At 65.9% G+C, this 21,614-nt stretch carries 17 protein-coding genes; 9 read left to right on the forward strand and 8 right to left on the reverse strand.

All coding sequences use genetic code 11. The annotated features are described in order from the left end of the window. On the forward strand, positions 1-1,128 hold a 1,128-nt coding region (locus F4Y72_07025), incomplete at its 5' end, for a deoxyguanosinetriphosphate triphosphohydrolase (protein MXZ28044.1). On the opposite strand, the gene F4Y72_07030 is transcribed toward F4Y72_07025, so the two are convergent. Beyond that, positions 1,123-1,809: an arylesterase gene (locus F4Y72_07030; GenBank protein MXZ28045.1), complete on the reverse strand. Its 687-nt coding sequence runs from the start codon at positions 1,807-1,809 to the stop codon at positions 1,123-1,125. The two genes, F4Y72_07025 and F4Y72_07030, sit on opposite strands and share 6 nt — an antisense overlap. On the opposite strand from F4Y72_07030, the gene F4Y72_07035 reads away from it, so the two are divergent. After that, positions 1,775-2,437 (forward strand): ATP-binding cassette domain-containing protein, encoded by a 663-nt coding sequence (locus F4Y72_07035; protein MXZ28046.1) that lies wholly within the window; start codon positions 1,775-1,777, stop codon positions 2,435-2,437. The two genes, F4Y72_07030 and F4Y72_07035, sit on opposite strands and share 35 nt — an antisense overlap. 8 nt (positions 2,438-2,445) lie before the next feature. Here the strand turns inward: F4Y72_07035 and ppsA are convergent, their stop codons facing one another. Next, complete coding sequence (ppsA, locus tag F4Y72_07040) at positions 2,446-4,803, reverse strand: phosphoenolpyruvate synthase (GenBank protein ID MXZ28047.1); 2,358 nt, start codon at positions 4,801-4,803, stop codon at positions 2,446-2,448. A gap of 37 nt (positions 4,804-4,840) precedes the next feature. On the opposite strand from ppsA, the gene F4Y72_07045 reads away from it, so the two are divergent. Then, complete coding sequence (locus tag F4Y72_07045) at positions 4,841-5,665, forward strand: kinase/pyrophosphorylase (GenBank protein ID MXZ28048.1); 825 nt, start codon at positions 4,841-4,843, stop codon at positions 5,663-5,665. Here the strand turns inward: F4Y72_07045 and F4Y72_07050 are convergent. After that, positions 5,662-7,758 (reverse strand): S9 family peptidase, encoded by a 2,097-nt coding sequence (locus F4Y72_07050; protein MXZ28049.1) that lies wholly within the window; start codon positions 7,756-7,758, stop codon positions 5,662-5,664. The two genes, F4Y72_07045 and F4Y72_07050, sit on opposite strands and share 4 nt — an antisense overlap. 142 nt (positions 7,759-7,900) lie before the next feature. Here F4Y72_07050 and F4Y72_07055 point away from each other — a divergent pair, with 142 nt between their 5' ends. Beyond that, the gene (locus tag F4Y72_07055; protein MXZ28050.1) at positions 7,901-10,390 is read left to right on the forward strand and encodes an FtsX-like permease family protein; all 2,490 of its coding nucleotides are present in this window, start codon (positions 7,901-7,903) and stop codon (positions 10,388-10,390) included. Between the two features lie 156 nt (positions 10,391-10,546). Here the strand turns inward: F4Y72_07055 and F4Y72_07060 are convergent, their stop codons facing one another. Together F4Y72_07060 and gshA are read right to left on the reverse strand one after the other, a co-directional pair. Beyond that, complete coding sequence (locus F4Y72_07060) at positions 10,547-13,297, reverse strand: phosphoenolpyruvate carboxylase (protein ID MXZ28051.1); 2,751 nt, start codon at positions 13,295-13,297, stop codon at positions 10,547-10,549. A 33-nt stretch (positions 13,298-13,330) separates the two neighbouring features. Beyond that, the gene (gshA, locus tag F4Y72_07065) at positions 13,331-14,884 is read right to left on the reverse strand and encodes a glutamate--cysteine ligase (GenBank protein ID MXZ28052.1); all 1,554 of its coding nucleotides are present in this window, start codon (positions 14,882-14,884) and stop codon (positions 13,331-13,333) included. 273 nt (positions 14,885-15,157) lie between these two features. Here gshA and F4Y72_07070 point away from each other — a divergent pair, with 273 nt between their 5' ends. After that, positions 15,158-15,508, forward strand: coding sequence for a hypothetical protein (locus F4Y72_07070; protein ID MXZ28053.1), 351 nt, complete (start codon positions 15,158-15,160; stop codon positions 15,506-15,508). 66 nt (positions 15,509-15,574) lie between these two features. Here the strand turns inward: F4Y72_07070 and F4Y72_07075 are convergent, their stop codons facing one another. After that, entirely contained in the window at positions 15,575-15,994 is a 420-nt protein-coding gene (locus F4Y72_07075) for a hypothetical protein (protein MXZ28054.1), read from the reverse strand. A 140-nt stretch (positions 15,995-16,134) separates the two neighbouring features. Between F4Y72_07075 and F4Y72_07080 the strand changes: the two genes are divergently transcribed. Both F4Y72_07080 and F4Y72_07085 read left to right on the forward strand, forming a co-directional pair. Next, positions 16,135-17,115: a malate dehydrogenase gene (locus F4Y72_07080; GenBank protein MXZ28055.1), complete on the forward strand. Its 981-nt coding sequence runs from the start codon at positions 16,135-16,137 to the stop codon at positions 17,113-17,115. A gap of 26 nt (positions 17,116-17,141) precedes the next feature. After that, positions 17,142-17,672, forward strand: coding sequence for a DUF4399 domain-containing protein (locus F4Y72_07085; protein MXZ28056.1), 531 nt, complete (start codon positions 17,142-17,144; stop codon positions 17,670-17,672). An 11-nt stretch (positions 17,673-17,683) separates the two neighbouring features. Here the strand turns inward: F4Y72_07085 and F4Y72_07090 are convergent, their stop codons facing one another. Further along, positions 17,684-18,637 carry a hypothetical protein gene (locus F4Y72_07090; GenBank protein MXZ28057.1) on the reverse strand — a complete coding sequence of 318 codons (954 nt, stop codon included), beginning with the start codon at positions 18,635-18,637 and terminating at the stop codon, positions 17,684-17,686. A 9-nt stretch (positions 18,638-18,646) separates the two neighbouring features. Beyond that, positions 18,647-19,615 (reverse strand): diphosphomevalonate decarboxylase, encoded by a 969-nt coding sequence (gene mvaD, locus F4Y72_07095; GenBank protein ID MXZ28058.1) that lies wholly within the window; start codon positions 19,613-19,615, stop codon positions 18,647-18,649. A 152-nt stretch (positions 19,616-19,767) separates the two neighbouring features. On the opposite strand from mvaD, the gene F4Y72_07100 reads away from it, so the two are divergent. Both F4Y72_07100 and F4Y72_07105 read left to right on the forward strand, forming a co-directional pair. After that, on the forward strand, positions 19,768-20,670 hold the full coding sequence (locus F4Y72_07100) for a polyprenyl synthetase family protein (GenBank protein ID MXZ28059.1): 903 nt from the start codon (positions 19,768-19,770) through the stop codon (positions 20,668-20,670). A 36-nt stretch (positions 20,671-20,706) separates the two neighbouring features. Further along, complete coding sequence (locus F4Y72_07105) at positions 20,707-21,558, forward strand: AAA family ATPase (GenBank protein MXZ28060.1); 852 nt, start codon at positions 20,707-20,709, stop codon at positions 21,556-21,558. The last annotated feature ends 56 nt before the right edge of the window (positions 21,559-21,614 follow it).

Consider the following 21,614-nt stretch of genomic DNA (forward strand, 5'->3'; position numbering starts at 1 on the left):
GACACGACTCTTGCCGCCTGGGCGGTCCGCGACGAGCAGACGCGCGGCCGGGTTCACGCCGAACCCGGCCATCCCTACAGGAGCCCTTTCCAGCGGGACCGCGACCGGATCATCCACTGCCGGGCTTTCCGGCGGTTGATGCACAAGACCCAGGTGTTCGTCGCCGGCGAAGGCGATCACTTCCGTACGCGGCTTACGCACACCTTGGAGGTGGCGCAGATCGCGCGCACCGTCGCGGCCTGCCTGCACCTCAATCAGGATCTCACGGAAGCGATCTGCCTGGGACACGATCTGGGGCATCCGCCATTCGGCCACGCCGGGCAGACCGCGCTGAACCGTTGCATGGCCGACCATGGCGGCTTCGAACACAATCTGCAGGCGCTGCGCATTGTCGACTCACTGGAGCACCGCTACGCGGGGTTCCCGGGACTGAACCTGTGCTGGGAAACGCGCGAAGGACTGCTCAAGCGCTGCTCGCGACGCCAGGCGCGCACGCTCGGAGACCTCGGAGAACGTTTTATCCGGCGCAGCCAGCCCAGCCTGGAGGCGCAGCTGGCCAATGTGGCCGACGAGATCGCGTACAACCATCACGACCTGGACGACGGCCTGCGCAGCGGCCTCCTGAATCCCGCCGAACTGATGGAGGTGCGCCTGTTCCGTGAGTCCCGTGAAGAAGCGGCCGGCAGATTTCCCCGAGCCGAAGGAGGCGCGTTGGCCGCGGAAGCCATACGGGGCATGATCGACCGGGTGGTCTCGGACCTGATCGAGACCACCAGCGCCAATCTGAAGCAGGCCGCGCCCGGCGACGCGGACGCGGTTCGCGACCGGCCGGGACCGCTGGTGGGCCTGAGCGGTCCGGTCGACGAACGGCACCGGGAACTGGCCCGCTTCCTGACCGACCGGCTATACCAACACCCCCGCATGCAGCAGGAATACGCAAGGGGAGGCGCCGTAGTCGATGCCCTGTTCGACCACTACATGAGCCATCCGGACGAAATGCCGGGCAGGCATTCGCGGGGCCGGGAGCGCGACGCCGGAGCGCGGGCGCGGGCGGTAGCCGACTACATCGCGGGAATGACGGACCGGTACGCCAGCCGGCGTTGCCGGGCCCTGGCGCTCGATTCATGAGCCGGGGCTTTGCTTCCGGGATTGGCGGTCACGCTCAAGGCTGAGCAGCCGGGCGTTCAGGTCCGGCCACAGCGAGTCCAGCATCCGCGCCTGCGCTTCCGGCGCCGGATGAATTCCGTCCTCCTGCATCATGCCTTCGGCGCTTGCCAGCCCCTCCAGGTCGAATCGCAGCAGCGGAACCTCCTCCCGTACCGCAATCTGCTCATACAGCCGCTCGAACTCACCGGTGTAGTAGCGGCCGTAGTTGGGCGGAATCCGCATGCGGACCAGCGCCGGTTGCGCGCCCGCGCCGCGCACAACGCCGATCAGGCCCTGCAGGTTGGACGCTATCGTGTCCAGCGGCTTGCCCTGCAGGCCGTCGTTCCCGCCCAGTTCGATAATCACCACTTTCGGCGCATGCAGTTCAAGCAGCTTCGGCAGCCGTTTCAGGGCGCCTGAGGTGGTATCGCCGGAGATGCTGGCATTGACCACTCGCCAGGGCCGGTTCGCATCCCTGAGGCGTTGCTCTAGTAAACTTACCCAGCCCCGGCTCAGGGGCATTCCGTAGGCGGCGCTCAAACTGTCGCCTAAAACCAGCAATACGGGCGCATCCCTGGCGGCTGCGCCGGCAAACACAAGGCACAACGCAACCGCTGTCAGGCAACGAATGACTGAAGTCTTGAGCGCTGAGAACCTGGGCATGACCGTGTCCAGCCCCGAGGGGGACCTTGAGATTCTCAAGGATATCAACCTGCGCCTCGAAAGTGGCGAGTCCTGCGCGCTCATGGGCCCTTCCGGAGCCGGAAAGACGACGCTACTGGCGCTCCTGGCCGGACTCGACCACCCCACCGAGGGCCGGGTCGTGCTGTGCGGCCAGGACCTTTCCCGGCTTGACGAGGACGGACGGGCGCGCTTGCGCGGACAGCACCTGGGTTTCGTGTTCCAGTCCTTCCACCTGGTCGAATCCCTGACCGCGATCGAGAACGTCATGCTGCCGCTGGAACTGAACGGCAGCCGGGGAGCGCGCAAGGCCGCCGACGAGGCCCTTGGCCGCGTCGGTCTTTCCGAACGGCGGCGCCATTATCCGCGCCATCTCTCCGGTGGCGAGCGTCAGCGCGTCGCCATCGCCCGCGCCTTCGTGACCCGCCCCCAGGTGCTCATGGCGGACGAGCCGACCGGCAACCTCGACGCGGATACCGGGCGGAGGGTCGGCGACATCCTGTTCGAGATGAACGAGCGGGCCGGCGCCACGCTGCTGCTCGCTACCCACGATCGGAAGCTGGCCGGACGCTGCGACCGGATCTGCCGCCTTACCAGCGGCCGCCTCTAACCGCCAAGCTAGGACTCCGCCTCGGCCAGGTGGAGCCAGGTGTCCAGCACCGAGTCGGGATTCAGCGACAGGCTGTCGATTCCCTTTTCCACCAGCCAGCGGGCCAGATCCGGATGGTCCGACGGCCCCTGGCCGCAAATGCCCACGTACTTGTCCTGCGCCCGGCAAGCATCGATAGCCATTTCGAGAAGGCGCCTGACGGCCTCGTCCCGCTCGTCGAACAGCGCCGCTATCCGTCCCGAATCGCGATCCAGGCCGAGCGTGAGCTGGGTCAGGTCGTTGGAGCCGATCGACATGCCGTCGAAAAATTCGAGGTACTGCCCGGCAAGCAAGGCATTGCCGGGCAACTCGCACATCATGATGAGTTTCAGTCCGTCCACGCCGCGCTCAAGACCGTTCGCGGCCAGCAGTCCGACCACTTCGCGCGCCTGTTGAACCGTGCGCACGAAGGGCACCATCACCTGGACGTTCTCCAGTCCCATGTCCCTGCGAACCTTCAGCAGCGCCCGACACTCCAGTTCAAAGCAGGGTTTGAATTGCTCGTCCACGTAGCGGGCGGCGCCGCGAAAGCCGAGCATGGGGTTCTCCTCCATCGGTTCGTAGCGCGCGCCGCCGATCAGGTTGGCGTACTCGTTGGACTTGAAATCCGACAGCCGCACGATGACCGGCTCGGGAGCGAAGGCAGCGGCAATACAGGCAATGCCTTCGGCCAGCTTCTCCACGTAGAAGGAAACGGGGTCGGCGTAACCCGCCATCTGCTCCACGATCAGTTCCCGCACATCCGGGTCCTGCCGGTCGAATTCCAGGATGGCGTTGGGGTGCACGCCGATCATCCGGTTGACGATAAATTCCAGCCTGGCAAGGCCCACGCCGTGATTGGGAATGGCCGCGAAGGCAAAGGCGCGATCGGGGTTGCCCACGTTCATGGCCAGCCGCACCGGAATTTCCGGTAGCCTTCCCAGCGGCATGGAACGTTCCTCGTAAGGCAACCTGCCCCGGTACACGAACCCCTCGTCGCCTTCGGCGCAGGAAACCGTGACTTCCGACCCGTCCGGAATTGCGCCGGTGGCGTTCCCGCAACCCACGACCGCGGGAATGCCCAGTTCGCGGGCAATGATCGCCGCATGGCAGGTGCGTCCCCCACGGTTCGTCACAATCGCGGCGGCACGCTTCATGACCGGCTCCCAGTCGGGGTCGGTCATGTCCGCCACCAGCACGTCTCCAGGCTGAATGAGATTCATCCGCTCCACGCTGGACACGATCCTCGCCACGCCCGCGCCCACGCGCTGGCCGATACTGCGCCCGCTGCTCAGTACCTTCGAACGCTCCTTGAGCTCGAACCGCACCAGGGTCTGGTCCGCCCGGCTCTTCACCGTCTCCGGGCGCGCCTGCAGGATGTAGAGATGGCCGTCCTCGCCGTCCTTGCCCCACTCGATGTCCATGGGCCGGCCGTAGTGCCGTTCGATCGCCATCGCCTGCCTAGCCAGTTCCTCGGCTTCCGCGTCGGAGAGCGAGAACCGGTCGCGCTGCTCCCTCGGGACTTCAACAGTGGCCACGCGCCCACCGTCGTCGCCGGCATAGACCATCTTCAGCGCCTTGCTGCCCAGGTTGCGCCGGATAACCGCCTTCCGGCCGCTCGCAAGAGCAGGCTTGTAGACGTATAACTCGTCGGGGTTGACCGCGCCCTGCACCACGGTTTCGCCCAGTCCGTAGCTTGAGGAAATCAGCACCAGGTCGCGGAACCCCGACTCGGTGTCCAGCGTGAAGAGCACGCCGGAACTGGCCAGGTCGCTGCGGACCATGCGCTGCACGGCCACCGAGAGCGAAACCCGGCGGTGATCGAATCCCTGGTGGACGCGATAGGCGATGGCCCGGTCATTGAACAGCGAGGCGTATATCTCGCGTATTCCCGCAACCACGTGGTCCGGACCGCGCACGTTGAGCAGGGTGTCCTGCTGTCCGGCGAAGGACGCTTCGGGCAGGTCCTCCGCCGTTGCCGAGGAACGGACCGCGACGCCGATCTCCGCGCCGTCGCAAAGCCGCTCGAAAGCCGTGCGGACCGCGCGCTCCAGGCCGGCCGGCAGAGGCGCCTTGCCGATCAGTTCGCGTATATGCGCGCCGGTGCGGCCGAGCGACTCGACGTCGTCCACGTCCAGGCCGTCCAGCATGCCGTGGATGGCCTCGCCCAGCCCGTCCTGATAGAGAAATTCGGAGAACGCGTCCGACGTCGTGGCGAAGCCGTCGGGAACCCGAATTTCCAGTTCATCCAGGTGGGCGATCATCTCGCCCAGGGAAGCGTTCTTCCCGCCCACGCGCTCCAGATCGTCCTTGCCGATGGCCGAAAGGCCGATGACGTACTCGCGCAAGCTATACTCCCGCTCGCCCCCAAGCCGATAGCGTAGTATGGCAGAGCGAACGGTATTTTTCGTGTCCGACCGCACCGGTGTCACCGCCGAGACGCTGGGCCACAGCCTCCTTACCCAGTTTGACGGAATCAACTTCGCCCCGACAACGGTCCCGTTCGTCGACAGCGTCGAGAAGGCGGTCCAGGTGGCGAGACGAATCGACTGGGAAGCCGAACGGACCGGGTGCCGGCCGATCGTCTTCACCAGCTTCGTACATAACGCGATCCGCGCGCCATTGCTGCGCTCCAGAGGCCTGATTCTGGATTATTTCGCGGAATTCCTGGCGCCCCTGGAGGAGGAACTCGGGGTTCAATCCTCGCATACCCTGGGGCGAACGCACGGGATGTCGGACGCGTCCAGCTACAACTCCCGGATTGACGCAACCCATTTCGCGATGGATTCCGACGACGGCCACGGCATCATCCACTACGACGAGGCCGACCTGGTACTGACCGGGGTTTCGCGGTCCGGAAAGACGCCCACCTGCCTGTACCTGGCGCTGCAATACGGCGTGTTCGCCGCCAACTACCCGCTTACCGAGGACGACATGGAATCGGGCCGGCTTCCCAAGCCGCTGCTCGACCATCGCGGCAAGCTCTACGGGCTTACGATTTCGGTCGAACGCCTGATCCAGATCCGCCGCGAACGGCGCCCCGACGGCAGTTATTCCTCGTCACGGCAGGTTCGTTTCGAACTGCGCAGTGCGGAGAGAATGTTCAGGCAGCACGGAATCAGCTACATCGACACGACGCATCGCTCCATCGAGGAAATCTCCAGCACCATACTGAGCGAAACCGGCGTCAAGCGCCGCGCCAGTCCCTAGTCGGCCAGCCCCAGCGACCAGAGCATGAAAGCGTATTCCTCGGCGACCTCGTAGAGGGAGTCATAACGGCCGGACCTGCCGCCATGCCCGGCGCCCATGTTGGTCTTGAGCAACAGCGGACTGTCGCCGGTCTTCAAATGGCGCAATCTGGCCACGTACTTGGCCGGTTCCCAGTAGGTCACCCTCGGATCGTTCAGGCCGGCAGTCACCAGCATCGGCGGATACTCGCGGGCTGCCAGCTGGTCGTACGGAGAATAGGACCGGATCAGCTCGAAAGCGGCCTTGTCCTCGATCGGATTGCCCCACTCCGGCCATTCCGTGGGCGTAAGCGGAAGCGATTCGTCCAGCATCGTATTGAGCACATCGACGAACGGCAAGTGGGCGGCTACCGCGCCCCACAGCTCCGGGGCCTGGTTGACGACCGCGCCCATGAGTTCCCCGCCGGCGCTGCCGCCGGCTATCGCGATGCGGCCCTTCCCTGCGTAGCCCGCTTCGATGAGAAAGCGCGCCACGTCCACGAAATCGTTGAAGGTATTGGTACGCCGGTCCAGCTTGCCGGCTTCGTACCAGTGGTAGCCAAGATCGTCGCCGCCGCGGATGTGGGCGATAGCAAAGATGAAGCCCCGGTCCAGAAGCGACAGCCGGCTGGTCGAGAATGAGGGCGGAAGGGCAAACCCGTACGCGCCGTATCCGTACAGGTACAACGGCGCGCCGGCGTCCGCCGGCGTATCCTTGCGGCGTACGAGCGACACGGGAATCTCCGCGCCGTCGCGGGCCGGCGCCATGAGCCGTTCGGTCAGGTACTGCTCCTTCGCGTAGCCGCTGGGAATCTCGCGAATCTTGAGGGCCTTGAGCTCGCCCGAATCGACCCGGTAGTCGAAGACGGTGGGCGGCGTGATCATGGACGAATATTCCAGCCGCAATGTCCGCGTGCGGAACTCCGCATTGTCGCCCAGGCTGACCGAGCAGACGGTTTCCGGCAGTTCCACGTGGGTCGTGGTCCCGTCCCTCCCGATGAGCCGGATTGCGTTCAGGCCGTTGGTTCGCTCCACCACCGCGATGAAATCGGCAAAGACGTCGAACCCGCGAATGTAGAGTTCCGCGGATCCTTCCAGCAGCGACACCCAGTTGTCCTCGGATGGATCGTCACCGGCAGCGGTCACCAGGCGGAAGTTCCTGTGCCGGTCGTTGGTGCGGATCACGAACCGGTCCTCCTGGTGATCCACGAAGTACTCGTGATCGGCGCGCCGGGGCGCCACCAGCAGCGGCTCCGCGTCGCTCGCACCGGCCGGAATGACGTAGGCCTCGGACGACGTGTGCCCGGCGGCATGGATCAATATGTAAAGCTCCGAAGCCGATTCCGACAGGCGCACGAAGAACCCGGGATCGTGCTCTTCGTAGATGATGGAGTCGCTTTCCACGGGCTGGCCCAGCACATGCCTGCGCACCTGGTAGGGACGCCAGTTCTCGTCCACGACCACGTACAGCAACGCCGAATCGTCCGCCGCCCAGACCGCGCCGCCCAGAGTGTTTTCGATCTCATCCTCCAGCAACTCGCCCGTGCTCAGGTCCTTGACGAACAGCCGGTAACGCTCCGAGCCGTCGGTATCGGTGCTGTAGGCGAGCAGGTCGCCGCCGTGACTTACCGACAGTGCGCCGAGCCGGAAGTACTCGTGCTCGGCCGCCAGCTCCGGTTCGTTCAACAGGGTTTCGGCGTTTGCGCCGGGAGAGTCCGGCGTCTCGCCGTCTCGCGCCGGCCAGCGCTGCCAGATGCGGTACTGCCCGCCTTCCTCGAAACGCCACCTGTAGTGCCAGTCCCCGTCCTTGAAGGGAACGCCGGAGTCGTCGGGCTTCTGGCGCGCCTTGATTTCCTCGAACAGCGTGTCCACCAGCTCCCCGCGGGGCGCCATCATGCTCTCGAAGTAGGCGTTTTCCGCCTCCAGATAGGCCAGGACGTGCGGGTCGTCCACCTGCGGGTAGCCCGGGTCCTTCAGCCAGTGGTAGGGGTCCTCGATGGTGACGCCGTGATGGCTGTAGGAGTGGTGACGGCGGTCCGCGACCGGCGGCTCGACGGGTGTCTGGTCTTCGGACATTTGCGGGTCCTCAGCAGCGCAGGCGGTAAGCGCGGCCACGGCCAGGCAGGACAGGAATTTAACTTTCACTTGGCGCGAGGGCCCCTGAACTTGCGGCTTTGCCTTGAGCGGGCGTGCAGTATATGCGAAAGTTCCCGCCGCGATGACCGTTGCACACTCAACGCGATGGCGGAGATGGCTGCGCGAACTTCGCGCCGGCGAATTTACCGTGATGCTCTCGGCGCTCACCGTTTCGGTGGCGGCGGTGGCCGCGGTGAGTTTCCTGACCGAACGCATCGGCGCGGCGGTGCAGCAGCAGGCGGCGGAAGTGCTGGCGGCCGACCTGGCGGTTGCCGCCCCGGTGCGGCCCGACCCGGGGCGGCTTGAGCGGGCCCGCGCCTATTCCCTGCAAAGCGCCGAGACCTGGTCCTTCGCCACGGTCGCCGTGGCCGGCGAAATGACAGCCCTGAGTTCGGTGGTGGCGGTTACCGGTGACTATCCGCTGCGCGGCGAGGTCCGTACTTCGGCCGAACCCTACGGCGCCGACACGGTCGAGGAAGGCATCCCGCCACCGGGGGAAGCATGGGTGGACGCGGCCCTGCTCGCGCAATTGGACATCGACGTGGGAGCTAGCATGCGCGTCGGATCGAAAGACCTCCGCGCGACGCGCGTGTTGCGCTACCGTCCGGATCCCGGAACCGGTTTTCAGCAGCTCGGTCCTACGGTGCTGACCAATCTGGCGGACGTTGCCGAGATGGACGTGGTGCGTCCCGGCAGCCGGGTGTCCTACCGGCAGTTGTTCGCCGGACAAAAGGACCGGGTGCTCGAATTCCGCACAGCCGAGGAGGACGGCCTGCGTTCCGACGAGCGGATACAGAACCTCGAGGAAACGAGTCAGACGCTTGCCTCCGCCGTGGACCGGGCGGGAAGTTTCCTGGCGCTGGCGGCGCTGGTCAGCGTAATCCTGTCGGCCGTCGCCACGGTCCTCGCCGCTCGCAGCTATACCCGCCGGCGGCTGGTGACCGCGGCGCTGGAGAAATGCCTGGGCGCTTCGCAGGGCCAGGTCTTTCGCCGTTGTCTGATTCCGGTCCTCATCGTGTCGGCGCTGGGAATCGGCCTGGGCAGTATTGCCGGCTACGGCGCCCACCTGGCGCTTTCGGCCTACGCGCGCGAAGTCATCAATCTGGACCTGCCTCCCGCAAGCCTGCGCAGCCTGCTGCCCGGCGCGTTGATCGCAATCGCGGTAACCGGCGCCTGCGTTGTTCCCTGGCTGCGCAGCCTGGCACGAACCTCGCCGCTGCGGGTTCTTCGGCAGGACCTGCCCATGCAGGGGCCGGGGCCACTGCTGCGCCAGGGCGCGCCGGTCGCGGCCATCCTTCTGATCGTCACCCTTCTGGCCGGCGACGCCGAACTGGCCCTGTGGATGACCCTGGGTCTGGCGCTGACGGCCGGAGCGGGCATGCTGCTCGGCTGGCTGCTGGTCCGGGCGCTGTCGGCGGTGCGCGGCGCCGGCGGGGTAGCCTGGCGGCACGGCCTGGCCAATATCCGCCGCGGCGGGGGAGAGAGCGTCGCGCAGGTTGCGGGGTTCGGGCTGGGCCTGATGGCCGTGCTGCTGCTGGGCCTCATGCGGACCGACCTGCTCGACGCCTGGCGTCAATCCATGCCGGAAGACGCACCCAACTACTTCTTCATCAACATCGCGCCCGAGGAATGGCCCGGCATGCGCGACCTGCTCGGCGAGAGTGTCCCGGACCTGTCCGATGCGCTGCCCTTCATCAGGGCGCGGCTCACGGAAATCAACGGCATCCCCGCCGCAGAGTGGCCCTTGCCGTACCCCGAAGGCCGCCGCTTCATCGAACGCGCCGCTAACGTTTCCTGGTCGGCCGGCATCCCGAAGGGCGACCGCGTAGTACGCGGCGAGTGGTGGGACGAAGCGCACGCCGGTCCGCCGGAATTGTCGGCCGACGCGCAGACCGCGGCCCGCCTGGGAGTGGACCTCGGCGACCGCCTGACCTTCGATGTCGGCGGCGTGGCGCTGCAGGCGGAACTCAGCAACCTGCGCAGCGTCGATTGGGACACCTTCGATCCGAATTTCCAGCTCATGCTTTCCCCGAACGCCGCCGATTTGCCGCACACAATGATTGCCAGCGCCTACATTCCGCAGGAGGAGGGACAGATACTGATGACCCTGCTCAAGCGATATCCCGGGGTGACCATCATCGACCTGGACGCGATCATCGGCCAGGCGCGGCGGATATTGGATCGCGCCGGCCTGGCGGTGCAATTCGTGTTCGCCTTCAGCCTGCTCGCGGCTGTGGTCGTGGTTCTTGCCGCGGTGCGCTCGAATCGAGGAGAGCGGTCGGTGGAAACGGCCGTGCTGCGAACCCTGGGCGGGCGCAGAGGGGTCATACTGCGCAGCCTTGCCGTGGAGTTCGGCGTGCTGGGGGCCGTGGCCGGATTGCTGGGAGCGGGCGCCGCCAGCGCGCTGGGGCTGCTGCTGGCCGACCGCGTCTTCGATCTCGACTACAGCCTCGATCCCCTGCTGCTGGCCTCTGGCGTGGCCGCCGGCGCCGTACTGATCGGCCTGGCCGGAATGCTAGCCGTGCGCGGCGCCCTGAACGCCCCCCTCATGAGCGTCCTGCGCGGCGACTGACCCGAACTACGCTCGCCGTCCGCTGGCGCGCCTGTCCCATTACATAGCCCTTCCCGGAGACGCATAAATCCATCCATGGAGCTTGCTCCGGCATCCCTGCCTCCAATACTCCTGGAAGGGCTATGTAATGGGACAGGCGAAGGACGGCAGTAGCACTCAGGTGGCCTCCTGCACGCCGCGGGCGATGCCGTAAACCGTGGACTTGAGCGCCGCATAGAGTTCCCCCGAGCAGACACGGCCGTTCGCCCGCCAGCGGGACAGAAGTCTCACCTGCAACAGGTTGATGGGATCCACGTAAGGATTCCTCAGCCGGATCGAACGCCGCAAGGCGGGCTGGTCCTCAAGCAGGACTTTCTGGCCAAGTATGCTCATCAGACCCTCCAGCGTTCGTTCATGCTCCTGCTGTATGGCGGAGAAACAGGCTTCGTGCAGGTCGCCGGCCAGACGCGAATAGCCTCTGGCGATTTCGAGGTCGGAACGGGCCAGCGCCAACTCCAGGTCGCGAAGCATGCCCTGCAAATAGGGCCATTCGCGGGCCATTCCGCGAATGAACCTGAGCCCGAATTCCTCCATGGCGTCAACAAAACCGGCGCCGAACCCGAACCAGCCCGGTAACAGATTGCGGCTCTGGGCCCAGCAGAAGGTAACCAGCGGACGGGGCAGTTCCACGGCCGTTCCCTCCCGCATGCCGCTGCGCCTGGCCGTGGTCGGCATACGCGCCAGCAGGTCCGCCGGCGTGGCAAGTTCGAAATAGTCGGCCATGCCGCGCGGACCGCCCGGGAACTCGCTATGGGCTCGGACGCTCGCCTTGGCCAGGCACTCCAGCAATTCTTCCGCTCTCCGGACAGTTTCCGTTCCTCCGCGACGGGCCCTGGCCAGCAACAGTTCCCCGACCGCGAGTTCCAGCGACCGCAGGACGATGCCCCGCATGCCATAGCGCAGCCCGGCCCGTTCGCCGGCCTCGGCGTACCGGAAGGGTTGCTGAAGCTGTTCGGGCGGAATGTCGGCCAGCAGTCTGCGGCGGCCACTGCGCTCATAGGCGCTTCCCCGCGCCTGCAGCAGCACCGGTGTTATTCCCGACTCCGTTGCCGCCCCGACCGCAGCCTTCTGCAGCCCGCGGATCGACCATTGCTCGGAGGGAAGATCGAATACCAACCTCGAGCGGGCGTGATCCACCATCACGAACTGCCGCCGGTTTCGCTTTTCCAGGTGTCGGCGATACGCAGGTTCCTTCAGCAACTGTCCGATCACGCGAGCGCATTGGCGGGCGTCCATGTCGCTTTCGAACACCGGAATCAGGTCCAGGGGCGTGTGTCCGTCGGCCCGTTCAAATCCCGCCCAGCGCGCCAGCAGCAGCGCGCCGAGCACGTCCGCCGGCTCCTTGACGCCGCCCAGCAGCAGACCGCCCAGTGCTTTCCTGCCGTAGCGCCCCCTCAGGTAACGAAGGGCGTCGAACACCGCCAGCGCGCGCAAGCCCTCGTTGCCCAGACCCTCCGGACGGCCCAGATCCTGCTCCAGCGCCTGGCGCAGGCACTTCAACCGGGCCGCGGGAGTCTCCCACCGTTTGCCGCCGAATGCCTTCCCGAGAACACGGCGCAGGACCACGGCCCGCTGGCGAAATTCCACCGAAAGCAGGTGAAAGCCGAAGGTTTCCACGCGCCGGACCAGCCGCTGCACGCCCTGGCTTCCGGCGAACATCCCGCCCTGCTCGATGAGGCCGTCGGTGAGCACCTCCAGATCGTCCAGCAACTCGTGCTCGTAGTCATAGTGGAAGGCGCTGTCCAGCGCCGTTGCCTCCAGGCGCGCCGCCATCAGCAGCAGCAGGAGGCGATAGGGCATGTCCCGCTGGTCCGGCCCGAGTTCCGCATATATGTCCGGGAAATGTTCGCGATAGACTCGTATCCGTCGCCGTATTTCTCCCCCCGCGTCGATTCGCCGGGCCGAATGGGTAAGCGTCTCGGCAAGCTGCAGGCATTCCTCGCGGTACAGGTTCAGAACCGCCAGCCGTTGCCGGTCGAAGAGTTGCCGGATGAAGCGGGGCGTGATTTCCACGTCCGCTTCCAGGTCCCCGCCGATGGACGAATGAAAGCGAAGCAGGCTGGAGATGTGCGCGTCCCGGGCCTGTTCTCCGAAAGCGATTGCCATGGCCTCCGTCAACGAGTCGTAGAAGTCCGGCAATGCCGGGTAGATCACTTCGGTCACGAAATAGAGCAACTGCTGCAGCTCGGCCGCAATCGTGGTTTCCTCGTGAGGATGTTCCTCGCAGTGCCAGATCGCCGTGATCTTTTGCTGCATCGACCGCAGCAGGGCATCGACCTGCCGGGGAGCGGCGTCGGAACTCTTGAGTTCCTCAAGGTTCAACGCAATTTCACGCTGTTGACGCAGCACCGCTGTGGGCGTGGGCTCCGTCGGGTGGCCGGTAAACACCGGGTGCAGCCGGATCGTGTTCAGCAGCCCGACAGCACCCGCCAGATCCGTTCCGTCCTTGCGAAGCTGCTGAAATACCGCTTCGGGCCCGCCCCGTTGCGGTTGGCTGGCGTCGTAAAGGTAGGCGCGGCGGCGGCGAACCCGGTGCAACTGCTCGGCGGTATTCGTGGCCTGAAACCAGGTGGCGAAAGCGCGCGATACATCCTGGGCCCGGCTGTCGTCCATGCCGGCCAGCAATTCCTCCAGACGGTCGTGCGCGCCGGCGTCGCCATTGCGGCGTGCAATCGCGAGGCTGCGCGCCGATTCAACGGCCTCGAAAAGTCCCGCGCCGCCCCGATCCTGGATCATGGCGCCAATCAGGCCGCCGAGCTGATGCACGTCCTGCCTTAAGGAAACTTCCGTCTTGGAAAAGCGGATGTTGCGCCGCTTGTCGGCCGGCAGCGAGGCCGGGTGGCGCTTGCGGCTAGAGTGCTGTCCCATGAGTTCCTTGCCTTTCAGAGCGGGGGCATCGGGTCAGCCCTTCTCCAGGTACCGGGCCAGGAACTCGTCGAATGGGGGCTCGGGCGCGGACTCCATGGCCAGCAGCCTTGCGAGCGAGGCCGGCGCTTCGTCCTTCAGGGCCCGTCGCCTGGCGGCATTGGGCCGCGCCCGGGGAGGACGCGAGGCCAGGCGGGCCTTCTCCATGCCCCAGGCCTGATGATCCCAGCCCGCATCGCTGAGCTCGTCCAGCACCCTTGCCGCCGGAGTAAGCCCCGGGTCGCGCAAAGATGCACGGGCCGCCTTGAGCGCGGCTGAATATTCGCCTCCCGCCCCGCCGTCCAGCGCTTCGCACACCGGCATCATTGCCCTGCACACCTCAAGACCCCAGTTGTCCAGTCTAATCCGTCGACGGTTGCGGATAAGCCGGATGCCCCTCGCGCGTCCGCGCCACGCGGTATCGTCGAGGTTTGAAACGCAGGCCAGGTATTCGTCGGCAGCCATCGGAGGGCTTTCCTCCAGCAGGCAATAGAGAAGAAAGGCCTCCAGGAAACGCATGGATGCTTCGCTGACGCCCAACGGTTCGAAGGGATCGGCATCGACCAGCCGCAATTCGAGATACTCCGCTCCGCGCCGCCGCAACGCCGTCGCCGCGCGCTCGCCCCTGCGAATCCGGCGCTTGGGCCGCGCCGCCGAGTAGTACTCGTTCTCCACCTGCAGGACGCTGTCCGACAATTGCCGGTAGCGGCCCCGCACGCGCACGCCGATCTTGCCGTACGCCGCATGCCGGGCATGGACGGCCGCCTCCAGGTCGCGAACGTATTCGTGAAGGCTGTTGGCGGAAATCACCAGGCCCGCCTGCAACGCGCTGGTGTAGCCCAGGCTGCTCATCCTCAGCGAGGTCGCGTCGGGCGCGTAGAGGGTGCCCTTGCGCCCCTTCCTCAGGTCGGCGGTGCGCACGCGCGAAAGAGAGCCGTGAAACGCCGGCGAAGCGCCGAGCAGATACGTGGGCATCCAGGCGAGCCGGCGCACGTTGCGCATCTGACCCATGGTCCAGGAGGAGCGCTTCGCGACGATTCCGGAGGGCGGGCTTTCCAGGTCCGGCAGCGACCCCCAGAAATCGGGCGGTGGCGAGTAATTGAAATGGATGCCCACGATGGCCTGCATGCGCGGACCGTAGCGGTTGGCCAGCCCGAGACGGTAAATATGCTTGAGCATGCCGATATTGGAGCTTCCGTACCGGGCCGGAGAAAGTTGTCGGTCGGAAGATATCGCGGGCGGCATGCTGGGCGCCCAAAGCTGTTCGCCGTCCACTTTCGACAGGACGAATTCGTGCAACGCCGCCAACCAGTCGCTGACGTCGTGGGTGGATTTCACCGGAGGGGTGATCAGTTCCAGCAGCGCCTCGGCAAAGTCGGTGGTGATGTAGCGGTGGGTCAGGGCAGACCCGAGTTCCTCACCATGCGGCGTAGGCGCGACCCGGCCGGCCGGCGTAACGCGCAGGCATTCCCGCTCGACGCCCCGGAGTCCGCCCGAAAGCTGCTGCCGGGTAAGCCGCTTTATTCGTTGCCTGATGACTGCGCCTTGCATTGGCGCTCCGCGCTCCGTGAGACAGACCTACCGGAAGGACGCCGCGCTGGTACGAAGAGGTTGCATTTCGAGGGGTGACCTGTCGGTGAATCCACGCGATGGCGGCGCTGTGCGGCTGCCAATTGTAAGCGCACCGGCACTGGTGTCGTGTCAATTTTGTGGCGCACGGCCTTCGGGCATAATGGGCCGGCCAACGGCCCGCTATTGGCCCATCGGCGCACGGGCAATGCCGCGTGGCCCGCCGCGGAAGCAGGCTGTTCGAAGGAGGAAACAATGCAACGTATCGCCACACTTTCCGTCATGACTCTGGTTCTGGCAAGCGGAACGGCCTGGGCCGGGTGCGACTATCCCGACGAGCCTACGACGCCTGACGCGGAGGAAATGACTCTGGATGAATTCAAGGCCGCGATCGCCGAGTTTCGGGAATTTCAGACGGCGTTGGAAGGTTATCGGAAGTGTCTTGACGACGACTTCGAATCTCTGGACGAGGAATCCAAGACTGACGAACGCAGGGAGTTATATGTACGGCGTTATGACGGTTCGGTGGACCGGGAGCAACAACTGGCGAACCAGATGAACGAGCAGATCCGCCTGTGGAATGAAATCAACCAGAGCGAAGACTAAGCTTGCCCGGAAAGCCCGGGGGGCGAGGGCATGTCCCTCGCGGCAAGTCCCGCGCAGCGTCGCCTTCTAGTTGGAGGGATTCAGGAAGCGCAAGACCTTTCGCAGCAAGTTGCGAAGAGGCGAAGAATTTTCGTACGGCGCAACTGCGCGCGCGGATTCGACGGACTGGTTTTGCCCGGCCTGAACAACTGCAGCGGGCGTCGGCGCGGCTCCCTGCGGTTGCACGGCGGGCGGACGGAAAAGGGCCGCCATTGCGGCCTCGCGGTTGCTGCCGGTTAATTCCTGGGTGATCTCCCCAGCCAACTGGCGCGCGGGTGGAATGCCATGGGCAATCAGCAGTTCCTTGAGTTCCCCGATCTGGTCGCTTGATAACCGTTCCATGCCCGGCGCCGTTCCGGCGTCTGTAATCGCGTCGGCGCCGGACGGCCCTGCTACGAGGGCGAACGCGCAGGCAAGGGCGGGGAGAAATGGTGTTCTGTAATTCATCGCTGTGATCCTCTCTGTCAATGGCGGCTCGTTTTAATGGCTTCACGCCGTGTTCCAAACTCGATACATAGATGCCGCTGGACCCCCGAATGGATGCGTCAGCGATACAATGCCCGTCCTCTGACTCAAACATTTGAGAAATGTCAGCATCCACGCAGATCGCCATCACCGGGGCGGCCGGTCAGATCGGCTACCAGCTCGCGTTCCGCATCGCATCGGGACAACTCCTTGGCCATGGCCAGTCGATCACGTTGCGGCTGATCGAAATCGCTCCTGCAATGCAGGCACTCGAGGGCGTCGCCATGGAACTCGAGGACTGCGCCTTCGACTCACTTGCGGAAGTGGTCGCCACGGACCGCCTGGAGGAGGGTTTCCGCGGCGCCGATTATGTTTTCCTCGTCGGCGCAAAGCCACGCGGACCCGGCATGGAGCGATCCGACCTGCTGACCGGGAATGCGCGCATATTTTCAGGACAGGGAGCAGCGCTCAACGAGCATGCCGACGAGCACGCCAGGGTGCTTGTCGTGGGGAACCCCGCGAACACCAACGCCCTGATTGCCTCGTCGAACGCGCCGGACATGAATCCGCGCAATTTCTCGGCCATGACCCGGCTGGACCACAATCGCGCCTGCGCGCAACTGGCGGCGCGCACCGGCCACCACGTCAGCGCTGTCAGGCGGATGACCATCTGGGGCAACCATTCCGCTACCCAATATCCGGACCTGTCACAGGCGACCGTGGACGGCAAGGCGGCCAGCGCGCTGGTCGCGAAGGACTGGGCGCGGGGAGAATTCATAACCACCGTGCAACAGCGGGGCGCCAGCGTAATAAAGGCCCGCGGCACGTCCAGTGCCGCCTCGGCCGCCAACGCCGCAATCGAGCACATGCGGGATTGGGCGCACGGAACGCCCGACGGCGACTGGGTGAGCATGGCGGTGCCCGGCGACGGTAGTTACGGTTCGCCCGAGGGGGTGTTCTTCTCCTTTCCGGTTCGCTGCGAGGACGGCGACTGGGAAATCGTGCGGGGATTGGACCTGGACAATTTCTCGCAGGAGAAAATACGCATCACGGGCGAGGAATTGCTTGACGAGCGGGCGGCGGCAAGCGATCTCATGTTGTAGTGCCCCATGGCCCGGGAGGTCAGGCTATGATCGATTTATCCAAGGCAAGCGCTTTGTCCATAAACAGAACCACTTTAGCAACGCTGCTGGCAGCGGCGCTTCTCTGTTCCTGCGGAAGCCCCGAACCGCAGGATGAGGCCGTGCCGGATGCGGATGCGGCGAGCGCGCCGGCGCCGGCGCCCGAAGTCGCGCTGCCTCCGCGCAAGCCCTCGCCCGAAGGCGCTCGAGTATGGTTCGTCTCCCCCGGGGACGGAGCCGCGCTGACTTCCCCCTTCACGGTGGAGTTCGGACTGGAAGGCATGGGATTGCTGCCTGCCGGTGAGATCGGAGAGCACACGGGACATCATCACCTGCTGGTGAATACCCCCTTGCCGCGCATGGACCTGCCGATCATCACCGACGACGCCCACATGCACTTCGGCCTGGCACAGACCAGCGTTGAACTGTCATTGGAACCCGGCACCCATACGCTGCAGTTGCTGCTGGGCGACGACCTGCACATCCCGCACGAGCCGCCGGTAATGTCCGACGTCATTACGGTAGAGGTGACGGACTAGGGCGTAAAGCACTACGCGCGATCGGATTGACGCCGGACCCGCAAGCCCTCCACGCCAAGATCGACCGCAAGCGGCAGGAATCCCGCTTTCCGGGCGGCCTCGCGCAAGGCAAGCAGTTTCCCCCGGTCGGTCGAGAAGGCCAACCCGCAGTCGCCGCCGCCGGACCCGGACGGCTTGTATACGCAGTCGGCGGCGCGCGCCAGACTCTCCAATTGCAGATGCTCGCGGCTGAAAACGCCGAGCCGGGCCCAGCGATCGAATTCCCGCCACGCCGCCGCATATTCCTGCACCGTAGCGACAATCGCTTCGGGTCTACGATTCCAGGCCTGCCGGGCCGCTTCCGCGGCGGCGCACAGTGCTCTGAAGTGCGCTCCCTCGCCGCCCTGCAGCGCTTCCTGGAATCGCCCGATGGCATGGGCGGTGTCCGCGTCGCGGCCGGTGAAGATCACTTCGCAATAAAGGCCCTCGGGCCAGTGCAGGCGCTCTACCCGATCACCTTCCACCGCAATCACTCCTCCGTGCAGGCTCACCGTCACGTCCACGCCGCTGCCTCCCGGGCCCTGAAGCGCCCGGTGCAGTTGATCGGCGATGCGCAGCCGGTCGTCGGTGCCTGACCGGCGGTCCTGGTCCTGCGCGGCGAGCAGCAAGCCGGTTACCGCTACGGCCACGGCGGCGCTGGATCCGAAGCCCAGCTTGATTCCGCCGTCCGAGTACAGCGGTCTGCTGTCGATTTCAAGCGGCCGGCCGGCCGGCGCCGGGTCCAATCCGTGCTTTAGCAGTATTTCCCGGGCCGCCAATCGCCAGCGCGCGGCTTCGGGATCCTCGGGGGCATCGCCGGAAAGAAAGCTGGCCTGAACATGCCGCCCGACCGCGCAGGCAATGGCCGGCGCACCCAGCAGCACCGCGTACTCGCCGGCAAGAAACAGCTTGCCTGGCGCCCGTGCCTGGATTCCGGAAACCGGCATCGGGCGGCGTTAACCCGAAACGAGCCGCGCGCCGCCGCCCAGCTCTCCTCCGAGCACCTGTTGCACTCCGGGAACCTGGCCCAGCGCATCGCATACTTCATCGAGCACGTCCGGAAGACAGACCGCCTTGACCTGGGGGCCAGCGTCCACGGTAAAGAATACCGGCCGGCCGTCGCGCGCCAGGGCCTTGATCCGGTGCAGGCACTCCACGGTAGCGCCATTGAAATAAACCAGGGGGGGCGTAGCGCCCATGGCGGCGGCGTGCATTCTCAGGCAATTGCCTTCGGACAGTTCGGCGAGGCGCCCGAAGTCACGTTGAGCCACGGCGCGGCGGGCGTCCTCAAGATCGGCCTGCTGGCTTCCGAGCCAGGCCCTGTAGAAGGGCGAGGTGCGCCGGGTGAGTTCCATGCCCGTGCGGGAGTCCGTTTGCTTGGGTCCGGTTTGCGTAACGGCCACCGCAACTCTCAGCGGCCATTCCTCCGGCCGAAGCAGCGACTTGCAGGACCAGCTTCCTTCCGGATCGATCGACAGCAACACGATTCCGCCATGCAGCGAACGGGGCGCGGACCCCGAACCCGCCATTGCCGACCGCCCGACCAGATCAAGGTCTTCCGCCAGGCCGAGCGCCGATGCGCCGGCGAGGGCCAGCGCCGCCATCCCGGAGGCGGACGAAGCCAGGCCCGCACCGGTGGGAAAGTCATTACGCGAGTCCACCGTCGCGGACCCGGACTTGCCGGCCCGGCGGCGCAGGGGCGCCAGGCAGTCCTGCATCCGTTTGAGGTCCCTGGAGTTTCGGCGCCCGTTCAGCGTCAGCGCGTCCTGCCCCTCGGCCGGGTCAAAGCGCACCGTGGTGCGGGTCGACAGAAACCCCAGCGACAGCGACAGCGACCCCATGGCCGGCAGGTTGCCGCGAGCCGGCCGCTTGCCCCAGTATTTCACCAGCGCTACGTTGGGGTGCGCGATGGCGCTACCCTGCATGACATCCTCGCTTGACACGGCACTACCTCGGCCGAAAATCTCCTTGCAAGATTTTAGGAGAACAGCAGGCGGGCGCGACATAAAATTCGTTCCTTCCTCAGCAGTCGCCCCGTAGCGGCAGGCAGCGCGCGACATGACCACCCGACGCCAGCATGGACTCCAGCAAGACCTTTGAACAAAGGCGGACCGGCTACCAGGCTCGCGCCAACGCGTTGCTGGAGCGCGTGCTGCCGAGCGCGGCGACAACGCCCGGGCGATTGCACGGCGCAATGCGCGAAGCGGTCCTGCGAGGCGGAAAGCGCCTGAGGCCGCTGGTCTGCTATGCGGCCGCCGAAGCGGCCGGCGTCCCGGACTCGCTCGTCGATGCGCCGGCCGTTGCAATCGAACTGATTCATTGCTATTCGCTTGTGCACGACGACATGCCCTGCATGGACGACGACGACTTCCGCCGCGGCAAACCCAGCATTCACAAGATGTACGGCGAGGACACCGCGCTGCTGGTCGGGGACGCGCTGCAGACCCTGGCCTGGCAGGTCCTGGCAACCCACTCCTCGCTGAACGGCCATGACGGCGCCCGGGTGCGCCTGATCGGTCTCCTGACGGAATGCGCCGGATCGGCGGGCATGGCGGGCGGCCAGGACCTGGACCTGAACGGCGGCGATCGGCCCGATCTCGCGGAATTGGAACACGCGTATCGCACCAAGACCGGAGCTCTATTTCGCGCCGCGGCGCTGGCGCCGGCTTGCGTGCGCCCCGATCTGGGCGTGCGCCTGAGGCATTCGCTGGAGATTTTCGCCGACGCCCTCGGCCTGGCGTTCCAGATACGCGACGACCTCGCGGACCGGGATTCCGATCAGCGGCAACAGCCGCAAGGCGGTGGAGCAAACCTGCCTTCCTGGGTGCAGCGTTTCGGGGCGCAGGCGGCACAAGAGCGGATCGGGGAGTTGACGGCGATCATGCGCTCCGCGTGCGAGGATTTCGAAGATCGGGCGGGCGGACTGCAATGGCTGATCGGCTTCATGCGCGGCACGCACAGCGCCTCTACAATGAAATAAGGGCGAAGGGGAACATCAAGGCGGAACCTGGCGGCCATGTACGAGCAATTTCACGGCTTGAGCGAAAGGCCTTTCAGCATTACGCCCGACCCGCGCTACCTGTACCTGAGCGCGCGCCACGCCGAGGCCCTCGCCCACCTGTTGTACGGGGTCCGGGAGAACGGCGGCTTCACCCAGCTGACCGGCGAGGTGGGTACCGGCAAGACGATGCTGGTCCGGTGCCTGCTGGAACGCCTGCCGGAACGGACCGACACCGCAATCGTGCTGGATCCGCCCGCTACACGCATCGAGTTTCTGCAAACCATATGCCGTGAATTGCGGATGCGCACGCCCCGCTGGGCGGAGAATCCCTCCTCTCTGGGCGCGGCGCTCAACCGCAAGCTGCTGCGAACCTATGCCGCCGGCAGGCGGACGATACTGATCGTGGACGAGGCCCAGGCGCTGGGCGCGGACCTGCTGGAGCAAGTGCGGCGGCTGACCAATCTTGAGACCGCCCGGCACAAACTGCTGGGCATCGTGCTGGTGGGCCAGCCGGAGTTGCACGAAACGCTGGCGAGACGGGATCTGCGGCAACTGGCGCAACGCATCACGGCGCGCTGTCACCTGGGGCCGCTGTCGCGCGCGGAGACCGGCGAGTATCTCCGGCATCGGCTGAAAGTGGCCGGTTCAAGCCGCGAGGTATTCAATTCCCGCGCAAGGCGGCGCCTGCACCGGATTTCCCGCGGAATTCCCAGGATCATCAACGTCGTGGCCGATCGCGCCCTGCTGGGGGCCTTCGTTCGCAAGGAGCACGAAGTCGGGCCGCAGCTCGTGCGGCTGGCGGCGCGCGAGGTGTACGGGCGCCAGGGCGCGCCGGCGGGGGCGCTCTGGAGCGGCGCGACCGGCTGACCCGATGTCTTTCGTCCTCGACGCACTCAAGCTTTCCGAGAAGCGCCGGTCCCGGT

Source organism: Gammaproteobacteria bacterium, assembly GCA_009838035.1.
Taxonomy (GTDB): domain Bacteria; phylum Pseudomonadota; class Gammaproteobacteria; order Steroidobacterales; family Foliamicaceae; genus Foliamicus.

Bases quoted from the DNA above. Each gene is read 5' to 3' on its own strand.
- F4Y72_07035 (MXZ28046.1), top strand. From the start codon at position 1,775: ATGACTGAAGTCTTGAGCGCTGAGAACCTGGGCATGACCGTGTCCAGC.
- F4Y72_07030 (MXZ28045.1), bottom strand. From the start codon at position 1,809: ATGCCCAGGTTCTCAGCGCTCAAGACTTCAGTCATTCGTTGCCTGACA.
- F4Y72_07045 (MXZ28048.1), top strand. From the start codon at position 4,841: ATGGCAGAGCGAACGGTATTTTTCGTGTCCGACCGCACCGGTGTCACC.
- F4Y72_07050 (MXZ28049.1), bottom strand. From the start codon at position 7,758: ATGTCCGAAGACCAGACACCCGTCGAGCCGCCGGTCGCGGACCGCCGT.
- F4Y72_07055 (MXZ28050.1), top strand. From the start codon at position 7,901: ATGACCGTTGCACACTCAACGCGATGGCGGAGATGGCTGCGCGAACTT.
- F4Y72_07060 (MXZ28051.1), bottom strand. From the start codon at position 13,297: ATGGGACAGCACTCTAGCCGCAAGCGCCACCCGGCCTCGCTGCCGGCC.
- gshA (MXZ28052.1), bottom strand. From the start codon at position 14,884: ATGCAAGGCGCAGTCATCAGGCAACGAATAAAGCGGCTTACCCGGCAG.
- F4Y72_07070 (MXZ28053.1), top strand. From the start codon at position 15,158: ATGCAACGTATCGCCACACTTTCCGTCATGACTCTGGTTCTGGCAAGC.
- F4Y72_07075 (MXZ28054.1), bottom strand. From the start codon at position 15,994: ATGAATTACAGAACACCATTTCTCCCCGCCCTTGCCTGCGCGTTCGCC.
- F4Y72_07080 (MXZ28055.1), top strand. From the start codon at position 16,135: ATGTCAGCATCCACGCAGATCGCCATCACCGGGGCGGCCGGTCAGATC.
- F4Y72_07085 (MXZ28056.1), top strand. From the start codon at position 17,142: ATGATCGATTTATCCAAGGCAAGCGCTTTGTCCATAAACAGAACCACT.
- F4Y72_07090 (MXZ28057.1), bottom strand. From the start codon at position 18,637: ATGCCGGTTTCCGGAATCCAGGCACGGGCGCCAGGCAAGCTGTTTCTT.
- mvaD (MXZ28058.1), bottom strand. From the start codon at position 19,615: ATGCAGGGTAGCGCCATCGCGCACCCCAACGTAGCGCTGGTGAAATAC.
- F4Y72_07100 (MXZ28059.1), top strand. From the start codon at position 19,768: ATGGACTCCAGCAAGACCTTTGAACAAAGGCGGACCGGCTACCAGGCT.
- F4Y72_07105 (MXZ28060.1), top strand. From the start codon at position 20,707: ATGTACGAGCAATTTCACGGCTTGAGCGAAAGGCCTTTCAGCATTACG.